This window comes from Nocardia albiluteola, from assembly GCF_018860155.1.
Lineage (GTDB): Bacteria > Actinomycetota > Actinomycetes > Mycobacteriales > Mycobacteriaceae > Nocardia > Nocardia albiluteola.
On record NZ_JAHKNI010000017.1, the window covers coordinates 16307 to 30569 of the forward strand.

Below are 14263 nucleotides of genomic sequence, written 5' to 3' on the forward strand. Positions count from 1 at the left end.
CAGCGACAACTCGCGGCGGATGAGCCTTCGTCAGGTTGTCGGTCAGCGCAGTTCGTAGTCGAACCAGATGCGATGGGTGTTGTCGGCGTCGACGGCGATGCCGCCGGTACCGGTGATTCCCGCGAGATCGCCGGTGCCGCTGGCGGGGACGATCGTGAAGAACTCCGCGGACCGGTCGGTTCCGGAGGTCGTGGCCGAGTGTGCGAAGCAGAAGGTACCCCCCGAGCCGTTCACGCTGCCCTCGAACGACTCCATCGCCAGATAGGTCCCGACCCCGGCGGCCTGATCGAACGCCGCAGTGAACAGGGTCGCCGCGCGTCCCGACACCTCGCCGTCGAACAACTTCTCCATCCGCGCAACGCCTACAGGCACGGCCGTGGGGATCGCGGGGTCGGGTTTCACGTCGGTCGGGACGAAGGATTTCACGCTGAATGTTCCGGTTGCTCGCATGGCCGGATCCTATTGGTCCGATTCGTTCGACTGGTTCGCCATCCACTCGTTGACGCGGCGCTCGGCCTCCTCGCGGGAGACGTCCTCGACGCGGGTCATGATCACCCACCGGTGGCCGAAGGGATCCATGACCAAGCCGAAGCGGTCGCCGGTGACGAAGGTCTCCGGATCGGTCACGCGCTTGGCGCCGTGCTCCCGGGCCAACTTCGTGACCGCGTCAACGTCGGGGCAGTAGTGCACGACGCTGGTGTGCACCCAGTCGGGGTTCGGGGCCAGCACGTTCTCGCTCGGGATGGGCATCCCCAGCTGGAAGGTGGAGTCGCCGACCTTCAGCTCGGCGTGCGCGGCCTGCCCGTCGGGCAGGTCGTTGCGGCTCAGCACTTCGGCGCCGAAGACCGCGCCATAGAACTCGATGGCGGCGTCGGCATCGGGCACGGCCAGGAAGCAGTTGATCGAGTGGTAGCCCTCGGGGATCGGATTCACGCTGTTCGTCATGTGCACAACTCTGCCGGTTTGCCGGGCGCGACTCTTGTAAGAACGCGACAGCGCGCGGATTGCGGGGCGGCCATCCGATGACGTCGCCTGCCGATCGCCCGAAAGGCCCTGTGCTGAAACGTGTTCCGGTCCCGCCGCCGGAGGTCACCAAGGGAATCCTGCGCCCGCGGCGGCAGGAGGAGCACCGCACGCTGACCAGGTTGCCTGCCGGGCCGGAACTGTCGCAATTCGTGGAGTGGTACTGGTGTGTGCAGTGGGATCTGCGCGGGCAGCCGCCCTATGTGGCCGAGGTGCTGTCGTATCCCAGCGTCAATGTCAGTTTCGAACGCACCACCTCCCGGACCGGCGGCTTCGTCAACGGGGTGTGCACCACGAAATTCACGCGTGAACTGTCCGAGGAGGGCGAGACGTTCGCCGTGAAGTTCCGGCCCGGCGGCTTCGGCGCGTTCACCGGCCTCGATGTCGGATCGTTCCGCGATGCGGCGGTCGAGCTGACCGAGGTGCTGCCGCGGGCGCGCGGTCTGACCGAACGGGTGCTGTCCGCGCCCACCGTCGAGACCCGCCGCGATCTGCTCGAGGACTTCTTCGGCGAGGCGGCCCGCACCGCCACCGTCGACGACGCCTACCGCCTGGTCCTGCGGATCATCGCGGCGATGGAGTCCGATCGCGAGTTGACCCGCGTCGACCAGGTCACCGAGCGTTACGACATGTCTATCCGCACTCTGCAGCGGCTGTTCCGGCGCTACGTCGGCGTAAATCCGAAATGGGTGCTGCGGCGCTATCGTCTGCAGGACGGCGCGCAAATGCTCGCCGACGGACGCACCGAGGATCTCGCCGCGCTCGCGGTCGAACTCGGCTATTTCGATCAGGCGCACTTCTGTCGCGAGTTCGCGACGGAGGTTGGAATGGCGCCGCTGGAATACGCCCGATCCGCAGTGTGACCGCCGGGACGCATTTGCCCGCGAGCCGTGCGGCGCTGCGTCGACGACCCTGTCACCGGGGGAATTTGGGACAATTCACGATAATCTCCCGGTATTTCCGGGCGAACCTCCAGCTGCCCGCGTGATCGGCTGCCCGCTCGCGCCGCTCGTGTGACGGAAATCCCAGTGCCGCAGGACCGTTCGCGATTGCGGTGTGCGTCGCGGCATTGCCCGGTCCGGCGGAATAGGCGCTGGTAGTGAAGGCCATTTCGGAAATGTGTGGCGTGCGCGACACGGCATGCCGGTGTGATGTGATGCAGTTTCGGATTTTTCCGGCTCGGCAGCGGTTATGGTCTAGCGCAGTTGCCGCGCGGAGGCCGAACATCGGGTTCCTCTGCGCCGCACCCGACCACTTGTACGTTTGGAGGAAAGATGACCACCGCCTACCGGTCCATTGTCGTCGGTACCGATGGCTCGGACTCGTCGTACGTCGCCGTCGAGAAGGCCGCCGCCCTGGCCGGCGCCGCGGGCGCCACCCTGTACGTCGCCTGCGCCTACTACCCGACCGACGACCGCGACGTTGCCGCCGCGGCCGATGTGCTCAAGGAGGAGGCCTATCAGGTTCGCGGCTCCGCGCCCACCAACGAGATCCTGCGCATCGCGCGCGACAGGGCCCTGGCTTCCGGCGCCACGAACGTCGTCGAGAAGGCTGTCGTCGGTGAGCCCGTCGAGTCGCTGCTGAACCTGGTGAAAGAGGTCGAGGCCGACCTGCTCGTCGTGGGTAACCGCGGCCTCAACACCCTCGCCGGGCGCCTGCTCGGCTCGGTCCCCTCGGACGTCGCCCGCAAGTCCCGCTCGGACGTCCTGATCGTCCACACCGTGCGGTAGGCATCGACAGGTCCGCAGACGAGTGACGGCCGCTCCCGATCGCCGGGAGCGGCCGTCGCGTATGCGTTCCGGTTACCGCGTGCGCCGCTGGAACAGCAGCCCCGCAACGACGCCTCCGATCACGGTGATTGTGCCGAATTCGACCAGGGCCAACCACAATTGGTTGCCGGCGGGTTGGTTCAGCAGGAGCTTCCGTAGCGCGTCGACCGCCTGGGTGACCGGTTGGTTGGCGAGTACGACCCGCAGCCAGCGGGGCATCGTGTCGGTGGGAACCAGTGCGCTGCTGAAGAATACGGGCAGAATGATCAGCGCGGCCAGCTGCTGGGTGACCTCGGGAGATCGCCCGAGCAGTCCGATAAGCGCGGCGAGCCAGGACATTCCGAGCGCCACGAGCACCAGCAGACCGGCCGCCGCAACCCATTCGCCGATGTCCGCGTGCGGGCGGAAGCCGATCGCGATGCCGACTCCGACGGTGACGATCACCCCGAACCCGCCGCGGACCAGGTCCGCGACGACGTGACCGGCGATCACCGAGGACTTGGCGATCGGCAGGGTGCGGAACCGGTCGACCACGCCGTCCTGTACGTCCGCCGCCACGCTGGTCGTGGTGGTGATCGCTGCGAATGCGATTGCGACGATGAGGATTCCGGGCATCACGTAGTCGATGTAGTGCTCGTGCCCGCCGGTGCTGATCGCGCCGCCGAGCAGGTAGTTCATCAGAATCACCGTCAGCACCGGCTGCAGCGTCACGTTGATCAGCTGTTCGGGATCGTGGCGAATATGTCGCAGGCTGCGCTGCGCCATTTCCCAGTAGTCGCTGAGCGCCCAGGCGAGCCGAGCCCCGGAGGGCGCGGGCGAGAGTGTGGTCATGCTGCTTCCTTCGCGTCGGCGGGTCGGGCGTGCCCGGTCAATTGGAAGTACACGTCGTCGAGGTCGGGCTCGCGAACCGCGTAGCTCTCGACGGCGACACCGGCGCGCAGGGCCGTGTCCAGCACCGCCCGCAACTCCCGCAAACCGTCGGAACCGCTGTCGGGCAGGGGGATTCGCACGGTGCGGTGATCGGCGTCCGCGACGGCGCGATGGCCGTCCAGCCCGGCGCCCAGCCGTGCGGCCTCGCGCGCGGACACGGTCGTGAGGACCAGCTGCGTGCTTCCGGCGCGCGCCTTCAGCTCGGCGGGAGAACCGGTGGTGATCAGCCTGCCCGTGTCGAGGAAGGCGATCGAATCCGCCAGCGCGTCGGCCTCGTCGAGGTATTGCGTGGTCAACAGCACCGTCGTGCCCTGGCGGACCTGGCCGCGGATCACGTCCCAGAGCGCGTGCCGGCTGGCCGGATCCAGGCCCGTGGTCGGCTCGTCGAGGAACAGGATCATCGGCTGGGCCATCAGGCTCAGCGCGAGATCGAGCTTGCGGCGCATCCCGCCGGAGTAGGTCTTGACCGCGCGCCCGCTCGCCGCGGCCAACTCGAACGTCTCCAGCAGGTGAGCCGCTCGCTCGCGCACCACGGGCCAGGGCAGTCGCTGCAGGCGGCCGAACATGCGCAGATTCTCGAGCCCGGACAGCTTGGCGTCGACGGCGATCGACTGCCCGGTCAGGCCGATCAGGGCCTGCACCCGCTCCGGCTCGCGCAGCGCATCGTGCCCTGCGACCCGGATATCCCCGGAGTCGGGCCGTAGGAGCGTCGACAGAATCCGCACCATCGTCGTCTTGCCCGCGCCGTTGGGGCCGAGCAGGGCGGTCACCGTGCCCGACGGGACTTCGAGGTCGATGCCGTGCAATCCGGTGCTGCCCCCGAACTCCTTGGTCACCCCCGTGGCCGCGATCGCGGCAGGGTCGGTGTCGGCCATGGTCATTCACTCCGCTCGTTGGGGCTTGCGGTGAGTGTCCCCGGGCCGGTGGCTGTCCCGGGCCGGTGGGGCACCCGGGTGACCGCGATCGCGGCCGGATCCGCTTGCGTCATCGTCGCTCGCCCTGTCCGAGGCGCCGGGCGATGGATTCCTGCAGGCTCACGAATACCCGCGGGGCCTCGGCGTGGTTGCGCTCGGCGCGGGCGTTGGAGTTCCAACGGGCCGCGCGCACGGCGGCGGCCTCGTTCCCGTCGGTGTTCCAGCGCCGCGCACGGGCCTTGCCGGCCGCGTTGCCGCGGGTGTTCCAGCGGACCGCGCGAACGCGGCCGGGGCGGTTCGTGTTTCGGTCGGCGGCTGCTTCGTGATCGGGGAATCCGGGGAGCCGGTGCATGGCGTCGTGGAGGAGATCGTAGCTCATGATGCGCTCTGTTCGTATGACGTACGCCCTATTCGTACGTGATACGAAAACCTTATTCGTATGCTGTACGCATGTCAACGGCCGACAACACACCGATCTGGGCGCGCCCCGAACCGTCGGGGCGCAAGCCCCGCTTCACTCGCGACCAGATCGCGGCCGCGGCCCTGCACATCGCGGACACCGAGGGCTTCGAGGCCGTGACCATGAAACGCATTGCCGCAGAGCTCGGCTCGGGCACGATGACGCTGTACTACTACGTGCGCAACAAGTCCGACATTGTGGCGCTGATGCAGGATGCGATCCTGGCCGACCAGCTCGTGCCCGACGCCGAGCTGCGCGCGGGCTGGCGCCCGGCCACGGCCGCGATTGCGCGTCGCACCCGCGCGGTGCTGATGGCGCACCCCTGGTCGCCGACCGCCCTCACCGATGCCACCTTCGGCCCGAATGCCATGCGGCACATGGAACAGAATCTCGCCGCCCTGGCCACCACGAGCCTCACCAGGCAGCGGAAGCTCGAGCTCATCGCCGCCGTCGACGCCTACGTGTTCGGCGTGTCCCTGCAGGCCATCGAGACCCTGTCCCGCGCGGACGCGGCCGAGGCGGATCCCGAATTCGCAGCCGCCGCGGTCGAATTCGGGATAGGGCTGCTGCGCACCGGCGAGTTCCCGCAGCTGAGCGCGCTGAACGACGAAGCGCCGGAGGGGGATTCCGCGGCGCCGCCGATGACCGCCGACGCCCTCACCGAGCAATTCGAGCGCGGCCTGGACGCACTGCTGGACGGCCTCGCTGCCCGGCTGTCGATCGCCTGACTCGGATTCCGGCGATGGCTAAGGCGCCCCCGGACCGCCGTCTTCCCATGTGCCACAGGCAGGTCATCCGGAGAGTTACCGTGCCGGCGCCGAGGCGATCAGTCGGCGGTGGGCGCTCGGCCCAGCGTGTGCAGGACTTCGGGCAGTTCCCCGCTGTACACCACCGACAGTCGCTGGGTGGCGCGGGTGAGTGCGACGTAGAGATCGTTGAGCCCGCGGGGGGATTCGTCGAGGATGTCCTGTGGCTCGACCAGGATCACCGCGTCGAATTCCAGGCCCTTCACCTCCGGGACCGTCAGGACGCGCACCGAGTCGCCCGCCAGCTCGGCATAGTCGCCGGCGATCGAGTGCGGAACCAGAACCGCGGTGGTGCCCGGACGGTCGGTCTCCGAATCCACCAGCGCGCGAACGGTATCCACCGATTCGCTGGGGGCGACGCGGACCGCGGTAGGGGCGCAACCGGATTCGCGCACCGAGCGGGGCGGGGTGGCGCCGGGGTCGATGGCCGCGAGCACGTCCGCCGCGACGGCCATGATCTCGGCCGGTGTGCGGTAGTTGACGGTCAGCTCGGTGAGCTTCCAGCGCTGGGCGACATAGGGTTCCAGCATGCGCTGCCAGGACGAGGCGCCCGCCGGATCGCCCGTCTGCGCGACGTCGCCGACGACGGTGACCCAGCGATTCGGGATGCGCCGCATCACCATTCGCCACGCCATCTCCGAAAGCTCCTGCGCCTCATCGACGATCACGTGGCCGTAGGTCCAGGCGCGATCGCCCGCGGCGCGTTCGGCGGTGGTCTGGCTGGTGCGCACGTGCTGGCGTTCGGCCAGCTGTGAGGCGTCGATCAGGTCGTAGGCCATCAGGATCTCCGGATCCAGATCGTCCTCGAGATCCTGTGGGGCGGAACCGGTCAGGATGTCCAGCGCGTCCTGGGCCTCGGCCAGCTGGGCGTGCCAGCGGCGGCGCGCCCGCTCGCGTTCCTCGGCGTCGTCGACGCCCAGCAACTCTGCCAGCTCGTCCAGCAGGGGCGCGTCCGCGGCGCCGAAGTTGCCGTCGTCCGGCCGGAACAGCTCCTTGCGGTCCTCCGGCGTGAGCTGGTCGGCGGCGCGCGCGAGCCGGGCCGGATCGGCCCACAGGCCCGCCAGCACCTCCTGCGGCGTCAGGATCGGCCACAGCCCGGCGATGGCGCGCTGGATCTCCGCATCGGCGCGCATCTCGTCGCGAATCTCGGTCAGATCGGCCTGGCTCAGCAGGTTCTGGCCGCCGGACAGGTCCCTGCCCATGGTCTGGGCCAGCTGATCGGTGAGCGCGTCGAGCACCGAGGCCGCGAAGACCGGCCGGGCCAGGTTGTGGGGCCGCCGCGACGAGCGCGCCCGCCCGCGGGCCTTGGTGACGATCCGGCGGTCGATGGTGATCTCGTAGCCGTCGAAGCTCAGCCGGATCGGCTCGGCGGGCACCTGCTGCCAGTCGCGCACGCCCTTCTTCAGCACCTCGATCATGTCCAGCGAACCCTTCAGCTCGCCGGCGCGCAGCGAATCCTCCAGCGTCGCACGCACTCCCGGATAGAGGTTACCGATCGTGGACAGCAGCACCCCGGTCTCGCCGAGGGACGGCAGCACCTGGCCGATGTAGTCCAGGAAGGTCGAGTTGGGCCCGATGATCAGCACGCCGGACTTGTCCAGCTGCTTGCGGTACGTGTACAGCAGGTAGGCAGCGCGGTGCAGCGCCACGGCGGTCTTGCCGGTGCCCGGCCCGCCCTGCACCACCAGCACGCTCCTGTGCTCGGACCGGATAATCGCGTCCTGCTCGTGCTGGATGGTCTCCACGATGTCGGCCATCTGCCCGGTGCGCGCAGCGTTGAGCGCGGTCAGCAGCGCGCTCTCGCTGCCCACGCCGGTGTCGGATTCGATTGCGCCTTCGGCGCGCGCCAGGTCCAGATCCAGGTATTCGTCGGTGACCGTGGTGATCGCGCGATTGCGCGAACGGATGTGCCGACGCCGCGTGACGCCGTCCGGGGTAGCCGTGGTGGCCAGGTAGAACGGGCGCGCCAGCGGCGCGCGCCAGTCCAGCAGCAGGGTGGCGTAGTCGTCGTCCTCGTCCAGGATCCCGAGCCTGCCGATGTAGCGCTGCTCGGCGGTGCCGTCCTCGGCCAGATCGATCCGGCCGAAGCACAGGCCGTGTTCGGCGGCGTCGTACTTGGCCAGGTCCTCGGTGTACAGCTGGGTGAACGACTCGCGCTCGCTGCGAGCCTGCGGGGTGCCGCCGGTCTCCAGCAGCACCGTGCGCAGCCGTCGCTGGGCGTATTCGCGCATTCCGTCCAGACGCTGGTAGAGCAGCGTGAGGTGGGTCTGCTCCCGCGCCAGTTCGGCGGTGTGGCCGGTCGCCGGGTGATCCTCGGTGAGGCGGTCGGGCAAGACGAACTCCTTGTCATCACGGTCGGCCGGGCGGGCCGCGACGCGAAGGGAAAACAGAGTTGTCGATTCTAGTTGGCATTGCCCGCGCTCGCCGTATTCGCAGGTGAACGCGGGGTTGCCGGGACGAATACCGCCCGGGAACCCGGGCTCAGGAGGCGTGTGTGCTGTTCGGCCGCAGCCCCATCGGCGCGCCGTCGCGATGCGCGGCCGGCTTGGCCTGGTACATCGCGACGTCGGCGTCGTTCAGCACCGCCTCGGGCGTGCGGGTGTCGCCGGGACGCAGCGGGGTGATCCCGATGGAGGCGTCGATGTGGATGCGGTGCCCGCGGGCGATGATCGGCTCGGCCATGGCCTGCCGCAGACGCAGGATCAAGACGTTCAGATCGACCGGCAGGGTGCGCCCGGACAACAGCACCAGGAACTCGTCCCCGCCGATGCGGCCTACGACGTCGTCCTGGCGCAGGCTGCGCTGCAGGCGCTGGGCCACGATCTGCAGCACGGTGTCGCCGATCGCGTGACCGAGGGTGTCGTTGATGCATTTGAATCCGTCCAGGTCGATGAACAGCACCGTAGACACGGGCAGACCCTCGCTGGTGCCCAGCGCGGCGGTCAGCCGGGAGAGCACCAGGGACCGGTTGGCCAGCCCGGTCAGCGGGTCGTGGGTGGCCTGGTATTCCAGCTGCCGCCGGCTGGCCCGGAACTCGGTGATGTCGTTGAACGAGGACACCGCGGGCGAGTCCGGATCGCCGGGATTCAGCAGCCGGGACGACCCCGAGAGCCAGCGGCGCTGCCCGTCGGGGCGGTCCACGCCGAAGACGTACTTGGCGATCGTCTCGCCGGTGGCGAGGGTGCGCGCGACGGGATGCCGGGCGGCGGACATCGGCTGGGCGTTCGCGTCCAGCAGGGACAGCGGCAGCGCCGCGATCGCCGTGCCGACCAGGTCCCCACCGTCGTGCCCGAAGATTCGCAGCGCGGCCGGATTGATCGACTCGATGCAGCCGCCGCGGTCGATGACGACCACACCCTCCTCCAGCTGGGACACGACGGTGGTGAAGTGCAGTTCGGCGCGGCGCTGGGCGGCCTCGGCGAGGCGCTGCGGGGTCAGGTCGTGGATCACCACCTGATAGGCGAGACGGTCGTACCAGACGGTCAGCACCGACACGGTTTCCACGTCGACCCGCCGGCCGTCGACGCGGATCAGGGTCATCTCGGCGGGTTCGGAGGCGTCACCGGTCTCGGTCAGGCAGGCGATGCGGGCCTGCATGCCGGGGGCGTCGCGGGGGTCGACGAAGCGGGCGACGGGTTGGCCGAGGAGCTCGGCGACGCAGGTAGCGCCCAGTAACCGCACGATTGCCGGATTTGCGTAGACGAGGTTGCCACGCTCGTGTACGACGACACCGTCCGGGCTGTGTTCGACCAGGGTGCGATACCGCTGCGCCAGCTGTTCGGCGTCGCTGGCGGCGTCACCCAGGTCGTTGCCCACCTCAACCACATGTGCCCCCTGATCATTGACTACTCATGTCATTTTCAGCGCGGGATCATTCGGAATCGGCGTGCAAAGGATCACAACGCCGACGCTATCGGATCGATCACAGTTCGGGTTCTACATCGGGGGTAGATCGGAGACCACTACAACCAAGAGTTTGCTCAGCGATGGCCGACAATTCGCTATCCTGCTCGAACCCGGTGAAGGAGCGAGCTATGCCAGGCAGCACCCCGAGACACCAAGATCATATGACGATTGCCGGGATCGGCGTCGTCAGCGGTTACGGCTGGGGGCGCGAGGCCATGTGGCGCGGGTTGCTCAGCGGAAAGTCGGCCGCTCGGCTACATCCAGGGTACGGGCCCGGACGCGACATGCACGCATGGGTGGCGCTGGTACCCGACGGCGGCGATCCCGCGATCAGTTCCACGCTCTACGGGCGGTCCACGCACGAGTCCGCGCGCGAGGCCGTCGAGGACGCGCTCGCGCGGGGCTGGCGGCCCGGCCGCACGGTCGGGGTCCTGCACGCGATCGTGCTCGGTGACGTGCGCAACTGGCGGGATTTCTACACCGTCGACGAGGGCCACCGGCGCTCGCGCGACTACCTCCGACTATTACCCTCCACGCCGATCGCGGTGCTGATGCAGGAATTCGGCTTCCACGGACCGTCGATGAACGTGTCCGCGGCCTGCAGTTCGGCGAACGTCGCGCTGATCACCGCCCGGATGTGGCTGGATCAGGGCATCGCCGACGACGTGATCTGCGTGACCACGGACCTGTCGGCGACCCCCGACATGCTCGAGCATTTCGTCAGGATGGGTGCGGCGGTGGACGACGCCGAGGCGCTCGACGCGTGCCGCCCGTTCCAGCAGGGTAGCCGCGGTTTCTGCATGGGCGAGGCGTCCGCGGCGTTCGTGCTCACTCGCGACGCGGACGCGCCGTACGCCGACGTGCTCGGCGGCGCCATGACCAACGACGCCTATCACGTGGTGTCGGTCGAGCCGAGCCACGAACAGATCTTCGACTGTGTCACCCGTGCCCTCGACGTCTCGGGGGTTTCTCCGGAGCAGGTGCGGTACTACAACGCGCACGGGCCCGGCACCCGCCAGTGTGACGAGGCCGAAACCGAGGTGCTGGCAAGGATTTTCGGTGATCGGCCGGAGATGTACTCGGTCAAGCCGCTGACCGGTCACTGCCAGGGCGCGGCCGCGGGGGTCGAGGTGGCGGTGGCCGCACTGGGTTACGAGCGCGGCATCGTGCCCGCCGCACCGATCGTCGCGACCGCGCACCCGCGGCTGCTGGATGGGCCGGTCCCGTGCGAGGGCGGGATCACCGTGAAGACGTCGCTGGGGATGGGCGGCCACAATTCGGTCGTCGTTCTGGGTGAGCATCGCGCCCAGTAGTCTGGTGTGTACGGCTGCGATCACGTCAGCCGAAATCCCTGGTCCGGCCCTCCCTTCGCCGCTGCGAAGCAAACTTGTCGGTGGGGGTGCCTAGCATGGCGGCGGGGTAGTAGTCGATGCCGGAAAGACGGATGGGAAGGGACGGCCTGTGGCGGATCGCCTGACGGTGCGGGGTGCGCGTGAGCACAACCTCAAGGGGGTCGATATCGACCTGCCGCGCGACAGTCTCATCGTGTTCACCGGCCTGTCCGGATCCGGTAAGTCGAGTCTCGCGTTCGACACCATCTTCGCCGAGGGGCAGCGCCGCTACGTCGAATCGCTGTCGGCGTATGCGCGCCAGTTCCTGGGGCAGATGGACAAGCCCGATGTGGATTTCATCGAGGGCCTCTCGCCCGCGGTCTCGATCGACCAGAAATCGACCAACCGCAACCCTCGCTCCACCGTGGGCACCATCACCGAGGTGCACGACTATCTGCGCCTGCTGTACGCGCGCGCGGGAACCCCGCACTGCCCGGTGTGCGGCGAGCTGATCGCCAAGCAGACCCCGCAGCAGATCGTCGATCAGGTGCTGGCCATGGAGGAGGGGATCCGGTTCCAGGTGCTGGCACCGGTGGTGCGCACCCGCAAGGGTGAGTTCGTGGATCTGTTCGATCAGCTGAATTCCCAGGGCTATTCGCGCGTGCGGGTCGACGGCGTGGTGTATCCGCTCACCGAGCCGCCCAAGCTCAAGAAGCAGGAGAAGCACGATATCGAGGTGGTCGTCGACCGCCTCGCGGTGAAGGCCGGCTCCAAGCAGCGCCTCACCGATTCGATCGAGACGGCGCTGCGGCTGGCCGACGGCATCGTGGTGCTCGACTTCGTCGATCGCGACGAGCACGCGCACGACCGTGAGCGCCGCTTCTCCGAGAAGCTGGCCTGCCCCAACGGGCATCCCCTGGACATCGAGGATCTCGAGCCGCGCTCGTTCTCCTTCAACTCGCCGTACGGCGCCTGCCCCGACTGCACGGGCCTGGGCATCCGCAAGGAGGTCGACCCGGATCTGGTCGTGCCCGACGGGGAGCTCAGCCTGAACGAGGGCGCCATCGCGCCGTGGTCGCGCGGGCAGACCGCGGAGTACTTCACCCGCCTGCTCTCGGGTCTGGCCGGGGCGCTGGGCTTCTCGATGGACACGCCCTGGAACGAGTTGCCACGGGCGGCCCGCAAGGCGGTGCTGGAGGGCAGCTCCGAACAGGTGCACGTGTCCTACACCAACCGCTACGGCCGCAAGCGTTCGTACTACGCCGATTTCGAGGGCGTGATGCCCTTCCTGCAGCGCCGGCTCGAGAACACCGAGTCCGAGCAGATGAAGGAGCACTACGACGGCTACATGCGCGATGTACCGTGCCCGGTATGCGACGGTGCGCGGCTGCGCCCGGAGATCCTCGCGGTCACGCTGAACAGCGAGGAGGGCCGCCGGTCGATCGCCGAGGTGTCTGATTTCTCCATCCGCGACTGCTCGAAGTTCCTGAACTCGCTGCGCCTGGGGGATCGTGAGGCCGCCATTGCAGGGCAGGTGCTCAAGGAGATCCAGGCGCGGCTGGGCTTCCTGCTGGACGTCGGCCTGGAATACCTGACCCTCTCGCGCGCCGCGGCCACGCTGTCCGGTGGTGAGGCGCAGCGCATCCGGCTGGCCACCCAGATCGGGTCGGGGCTGGTCGGCGTGCTGTACGTGCTGGACGAGCCGTCCATCGGCCTGCACCAGCGCGACAATCGCCGGCTCATCGAAACCCTCACGCGCCTACGGGATCTGGGCAATACCCTGATCGTCGTCGAACACGATGAGGACACGATCCACGCCTCGGACTGGGTGGTGGACATCGGCCCGATGGCCGGCGAGCACGGCGGCCAGGTGGTGTACAGCGGCCCCTATCCCGGCCTGCTGGAGGATTCGAATTCCCTGACGGGCGCGTACCTTTCGCGTCGCGAGCAGATCGACGTGCCGTTGGTGCGGCGTCCGGTGAACAAGAAGAAGCAGCTCACCGTCGTCGGCGCGACGGAGCACAATCTGCGCGACATCGACGTGGCCTTCCCGCTGGGTGTGCTCACCGCGGTCACCGGCGTCTCCGGATCCGGTAAGTCGACCCTGGTCAACGACATTCTCGCGACCGTCCTGGCCAACAAGCTCAACGGCGCCCGTCAGGTGCCGGGCCGCCACACCCGGGTCAACGGCCTGGACCATCTGGACAAGCTGGTGCAGGTCGATCAGTCCCCCATCGGCCGCACCCCGCGCTCGAATCCGGCGACATACACCGGCGTCTTCGACAAGATCCGCACCCTGTTCGCCGCGACCACCGAGGCCAAGGTGCGCGGCTATCAGCCGGGCCGGTTCTCGTTCAACGTCAAGGGCGGCCGCTGCGAGGCGTGCTCGGGCGACGGCACGCTGAAGATCGAGATGAACTTCCTGCCCGACGTGTACGTGCCGTGCGAGGTGTGCCACGGCGCCCGCTACAACCGCGAAACCCTCGAGGTGCACTACAAGGGCAAGACCATCGCCGAGGTGCTCGACATGCCGATCGAGGAGGCGGCGGAGTTCTTCGAGCCGGTCACCTCGATCCACCGCTACTTGAAGACCCTGGTCGATGTCGGGTTGGGCTATGTCCGCCTCGGCCAGAGCGCCCCCACCCTGTCCGGCGGCGAGGCCCAGCGCGTCAAGCTCTCGGCCGAGTTGCAGAAGCGCTCCACCGGCCGCACCGTCTACATCCTGGACGAGCCGACCACCGGCCTGCACTTCGAGGACATCCGCAAGCTCCTCAAGGTCATCAACGGCTTGGTGGACAAGGGCAACACCGTCATCGTCATCGAACACAATCTGGACGTCATCAAGACCTCCGACTGGGTGATCGATATGGGCCCCGAGGGCGGCTCGGGCGGCGGGACCATCGTCGCGCAGGGCACGCCGGAAGATGTTGCGGCGGTGGGGGATAGCTATACCGGGCAGTTCCTGAAGGAGGTTCTCGCCGCACCGCCCGCCCCCGCGAAGAAGGCCCCCGCCCGCAAGGCGGCCGCGAAGAAAGCGGTGGCCAAGAAGCCGGTCGAGAAGGACCCGAAGAAGGCCGCCGCCGCTCGTCGCAAGGCGGCCGCGCTGCGCTGAGAGCCGGTGCGG

The 14263-nt window shown here is 68.4% G+C and carries 12 protein-coding genes; 5 read left to right on the forward strand and 7 right to left on the reverse strand.

Features of this window, described 5'->3' with window-relative positions:
- Nucleotides 1-42: 42 nt before the first annotated feature.
- Nucleotides 43-450 carry a DUF3224 domain-containing protein gene (locus KO481_RS35750; RefSeq protein WP_215922954.1) on the reverse strand — a complete coding sequence of 136 codons (408 nt, stop codon included), beginning with the start codon at nt 448-450 and terminating at the stop codon, nt 43-45.
- 9 nt (nt 451-459) lie between these two features.
- Nucleotides 460-945, reverse strand: coding sequence for a VOC family protein (locus tag KO481_RS35755; protein ID WP_215922955.1), 486 nt, complete (start codon nt 943-945; stop codon nt 460-462).
- A 110-nt stretch (nt 946-1055) separates the two neighbouring features.
- On the opposite strand from KO481_RS35755, the gene KO481_RS35760 reads away from it, so the two are divergent.
- On the forward strand, nt 1056-1886 hold the full coding sequence (locus KO481_RS35760; protein ID WP_308166903.1) for an AraC family transcriptional regulator: 831 nt from the start codon (nt 1056-1058) through the stop codon (nt 1884-1886).
- Nucleotides 1887-2297: 411 nt separating this feature from the next.
- A complete protein-coding gene (locus KO481_RS35765; RefSeq protein WP_215922957.1) occupies nt 2298-2753 on the forward strand; it encodes a universal stress protein in 456 nt (151 codons plus the stop codon).
- A gap of 72 nt (nt 2754-2825) precedes the next feature.
- Here KO481_RS35765 and KO481_RS35770 read toward each other — a convergent pair whose 3' ends face one another.
- The 3 genes from KO481_RS35770 to KO481_RS35780 all read right to left on the reverse strand — a co-directional run bounded on the left by KO481_RS35770 (nt 2826) and on the right by KO481_RS35780 (nt 5015).
- Nucleotides 2826-3623: an ABC transporter permease gene (locus KO481_RS35770; protein ID WP_215922958.1), complete on the reverse strand. Its 798-nt coding sequence runs from the start codon at nt 3621-3623 to the stop codon at nt 2826-2828.
- Nucleotides 3620-4603 carry an ATP-binding cassette domain-containing protein gene (locus KO481_RS35775; protein ID WP_308166905.1) on the reverse strand — a complete coding sequence of 328 codons (984 nt, stop codon included), beginning with the start codon at nt 4601-4603 and terminating at the stop codon, nt 3620-3622. Before KO481_RS35775 ends, KO481_RS35770 begins: the two co-directional genes overlap by 4 nt.
- 103 nt (nt 4604-4706) lie before the next feature.
- Nucleotides 4707-5015 (reverse strand): hypothetical protein, encoded by a 309-nt coding sequence (locus KO481_RS35780; RefSeq protein WP_215922959.1) that lies wholly within the window; start codon nt 5013-5015, stop codon nt 4707-4709.
- A 71-nt stretch (nt 5016-5086) separates the two neighbouring features.
- Here KO481_RS35780 and KO481_RS35785 point away from each other — a divergent pair, with 71 nt between their 5' ends.
- Nucleotides 5087-5824, forward strand: coding sequence for a TetR/AcrR family transcriptional regulator (locus KO481_RS35785; protein ID WP_215922960.1), 738 nt, complete (start codon nt 5087-5089; stop codon nt 5822-5824).
- A gap of 98 nt (nt 5825-5922) precedes the next feature.
- Here KO481_RS35785 and KO481_RS35790 read toward each other — a convergent pair whose 3' ends face one another.
- Together KO481_RS35790 and KO481_RS35795 are read right to left on the reverse strand one after the other, a co-directional pair.
- Nucleotides 5923-8235: a HelD family protein gene (locus KO481_RS35790; RefSeq protein WP_245402015.1), complete on the reverse strand. Its 2313-nt coding sequence runs from the start codon at nt 8233-8235 to the stop codon at nt 5923-5925.
- A gap of 148 nt (nt 8236-8383) precedes the next feature.
- Complete coding sequence (locus KO481_RS35795) at nt 8384-9727, reverse strand: diguanylate cyclase domain-containing protein (RefSeq protein ID WP_308166906.1); 1344 nt, start codon at nt 9725-9727, stop codon at nt 8384-8386.
- A gap of 242 nt (nt 9728-9969) precedes the next feature.
- Here KO481_RS35795 and KO481_RS35800 point away from each other — a divergent pair, with 242 nt between their 5' ends.
- Both KO481_RS35800 and uvrA read left to right on the forward strand, forming a co-directional pair.
- Complete coding sequence (locus KO481_RS35800; RefSeq protein ID WP_215922961.1) at nt 9970-11121, forward strand: beta-ketoacyl synthase N-terminal-like domain-containing protein; 1152 nt, start codon at nt 9970-9972, stop codon at nt 11119-11121.
- A gap of 148 nt (nt 11122-11269) precedes the next feature.
- Nucleotides 11270-14251 (forward strand): excinuclease ABC subunit UvrA, encoded by a 2982-nt coding sequence (uvrA, locus tag KO481_RS35805; RefSeq protein WP_215922962.1) that lies wholly within the window; start codon nt 11270-11272, stop codon nt 14249-14251.
- The last annotated feature ends 12 nt before the right edge of the window (nt 14252-14263 follow it).

Coding starts and splice junctions, on each gene's coding strand:
- KO481_RS35750 (WP_215922954.1), bottom strand. CDS start 450: ATGCGAGCAACCGGAACATTCAGCGTGAAATCCTTCGTCCCGACCGAC.
- KO481_RS35755 (WP_215922955.1), bottom strand. CDS start 945: ATGACGAACAGCGTGAATCCGATCCCCGAGGGCTACCACTCGATCAAC.
- KO481_RS35765 (WP_215922957.1), top strand. CDS start 2,298: ATGACCACCGCCTACCGGTCCATTGTCGTCGGTACCGATGGCTCGGAC.
- KO481_RS35770 (WP_215922958.1), bottom strand. CDS start 3,623: ATGACCACACTCTCGCCCGCGCCCTCCGGGGCTCGGCTCGCCTGGGCG.
- KO481_RS35775 (WP_308166905.1), bottom strand. CDS start 4,603: ATGACCATGGCCGACACCGACCCTGCCGCGATCGCGGCCACGGGGGTG.
- KO481_RS35780 (WP_215922959.1), bottom strand. CDS start 5,015: ATGAGCTACGATCTCCTCCACGACGCCATGCACCGGCTCCCCGGATTC.
- KO481_RS35785 (WP_215922960.1), top strand. CDS start 5,087: ATGTCAACGGCCGACAACACACCGATCTGGGCGCGCCCCGAACCGTCG.
- KO481_RS35800 (WP_215922961.1), top strand. CDS start 9,970: ATGACGATTGCCGGGATCGGCGTCGTCAGCGGTTACGGCTGGGGGCGC.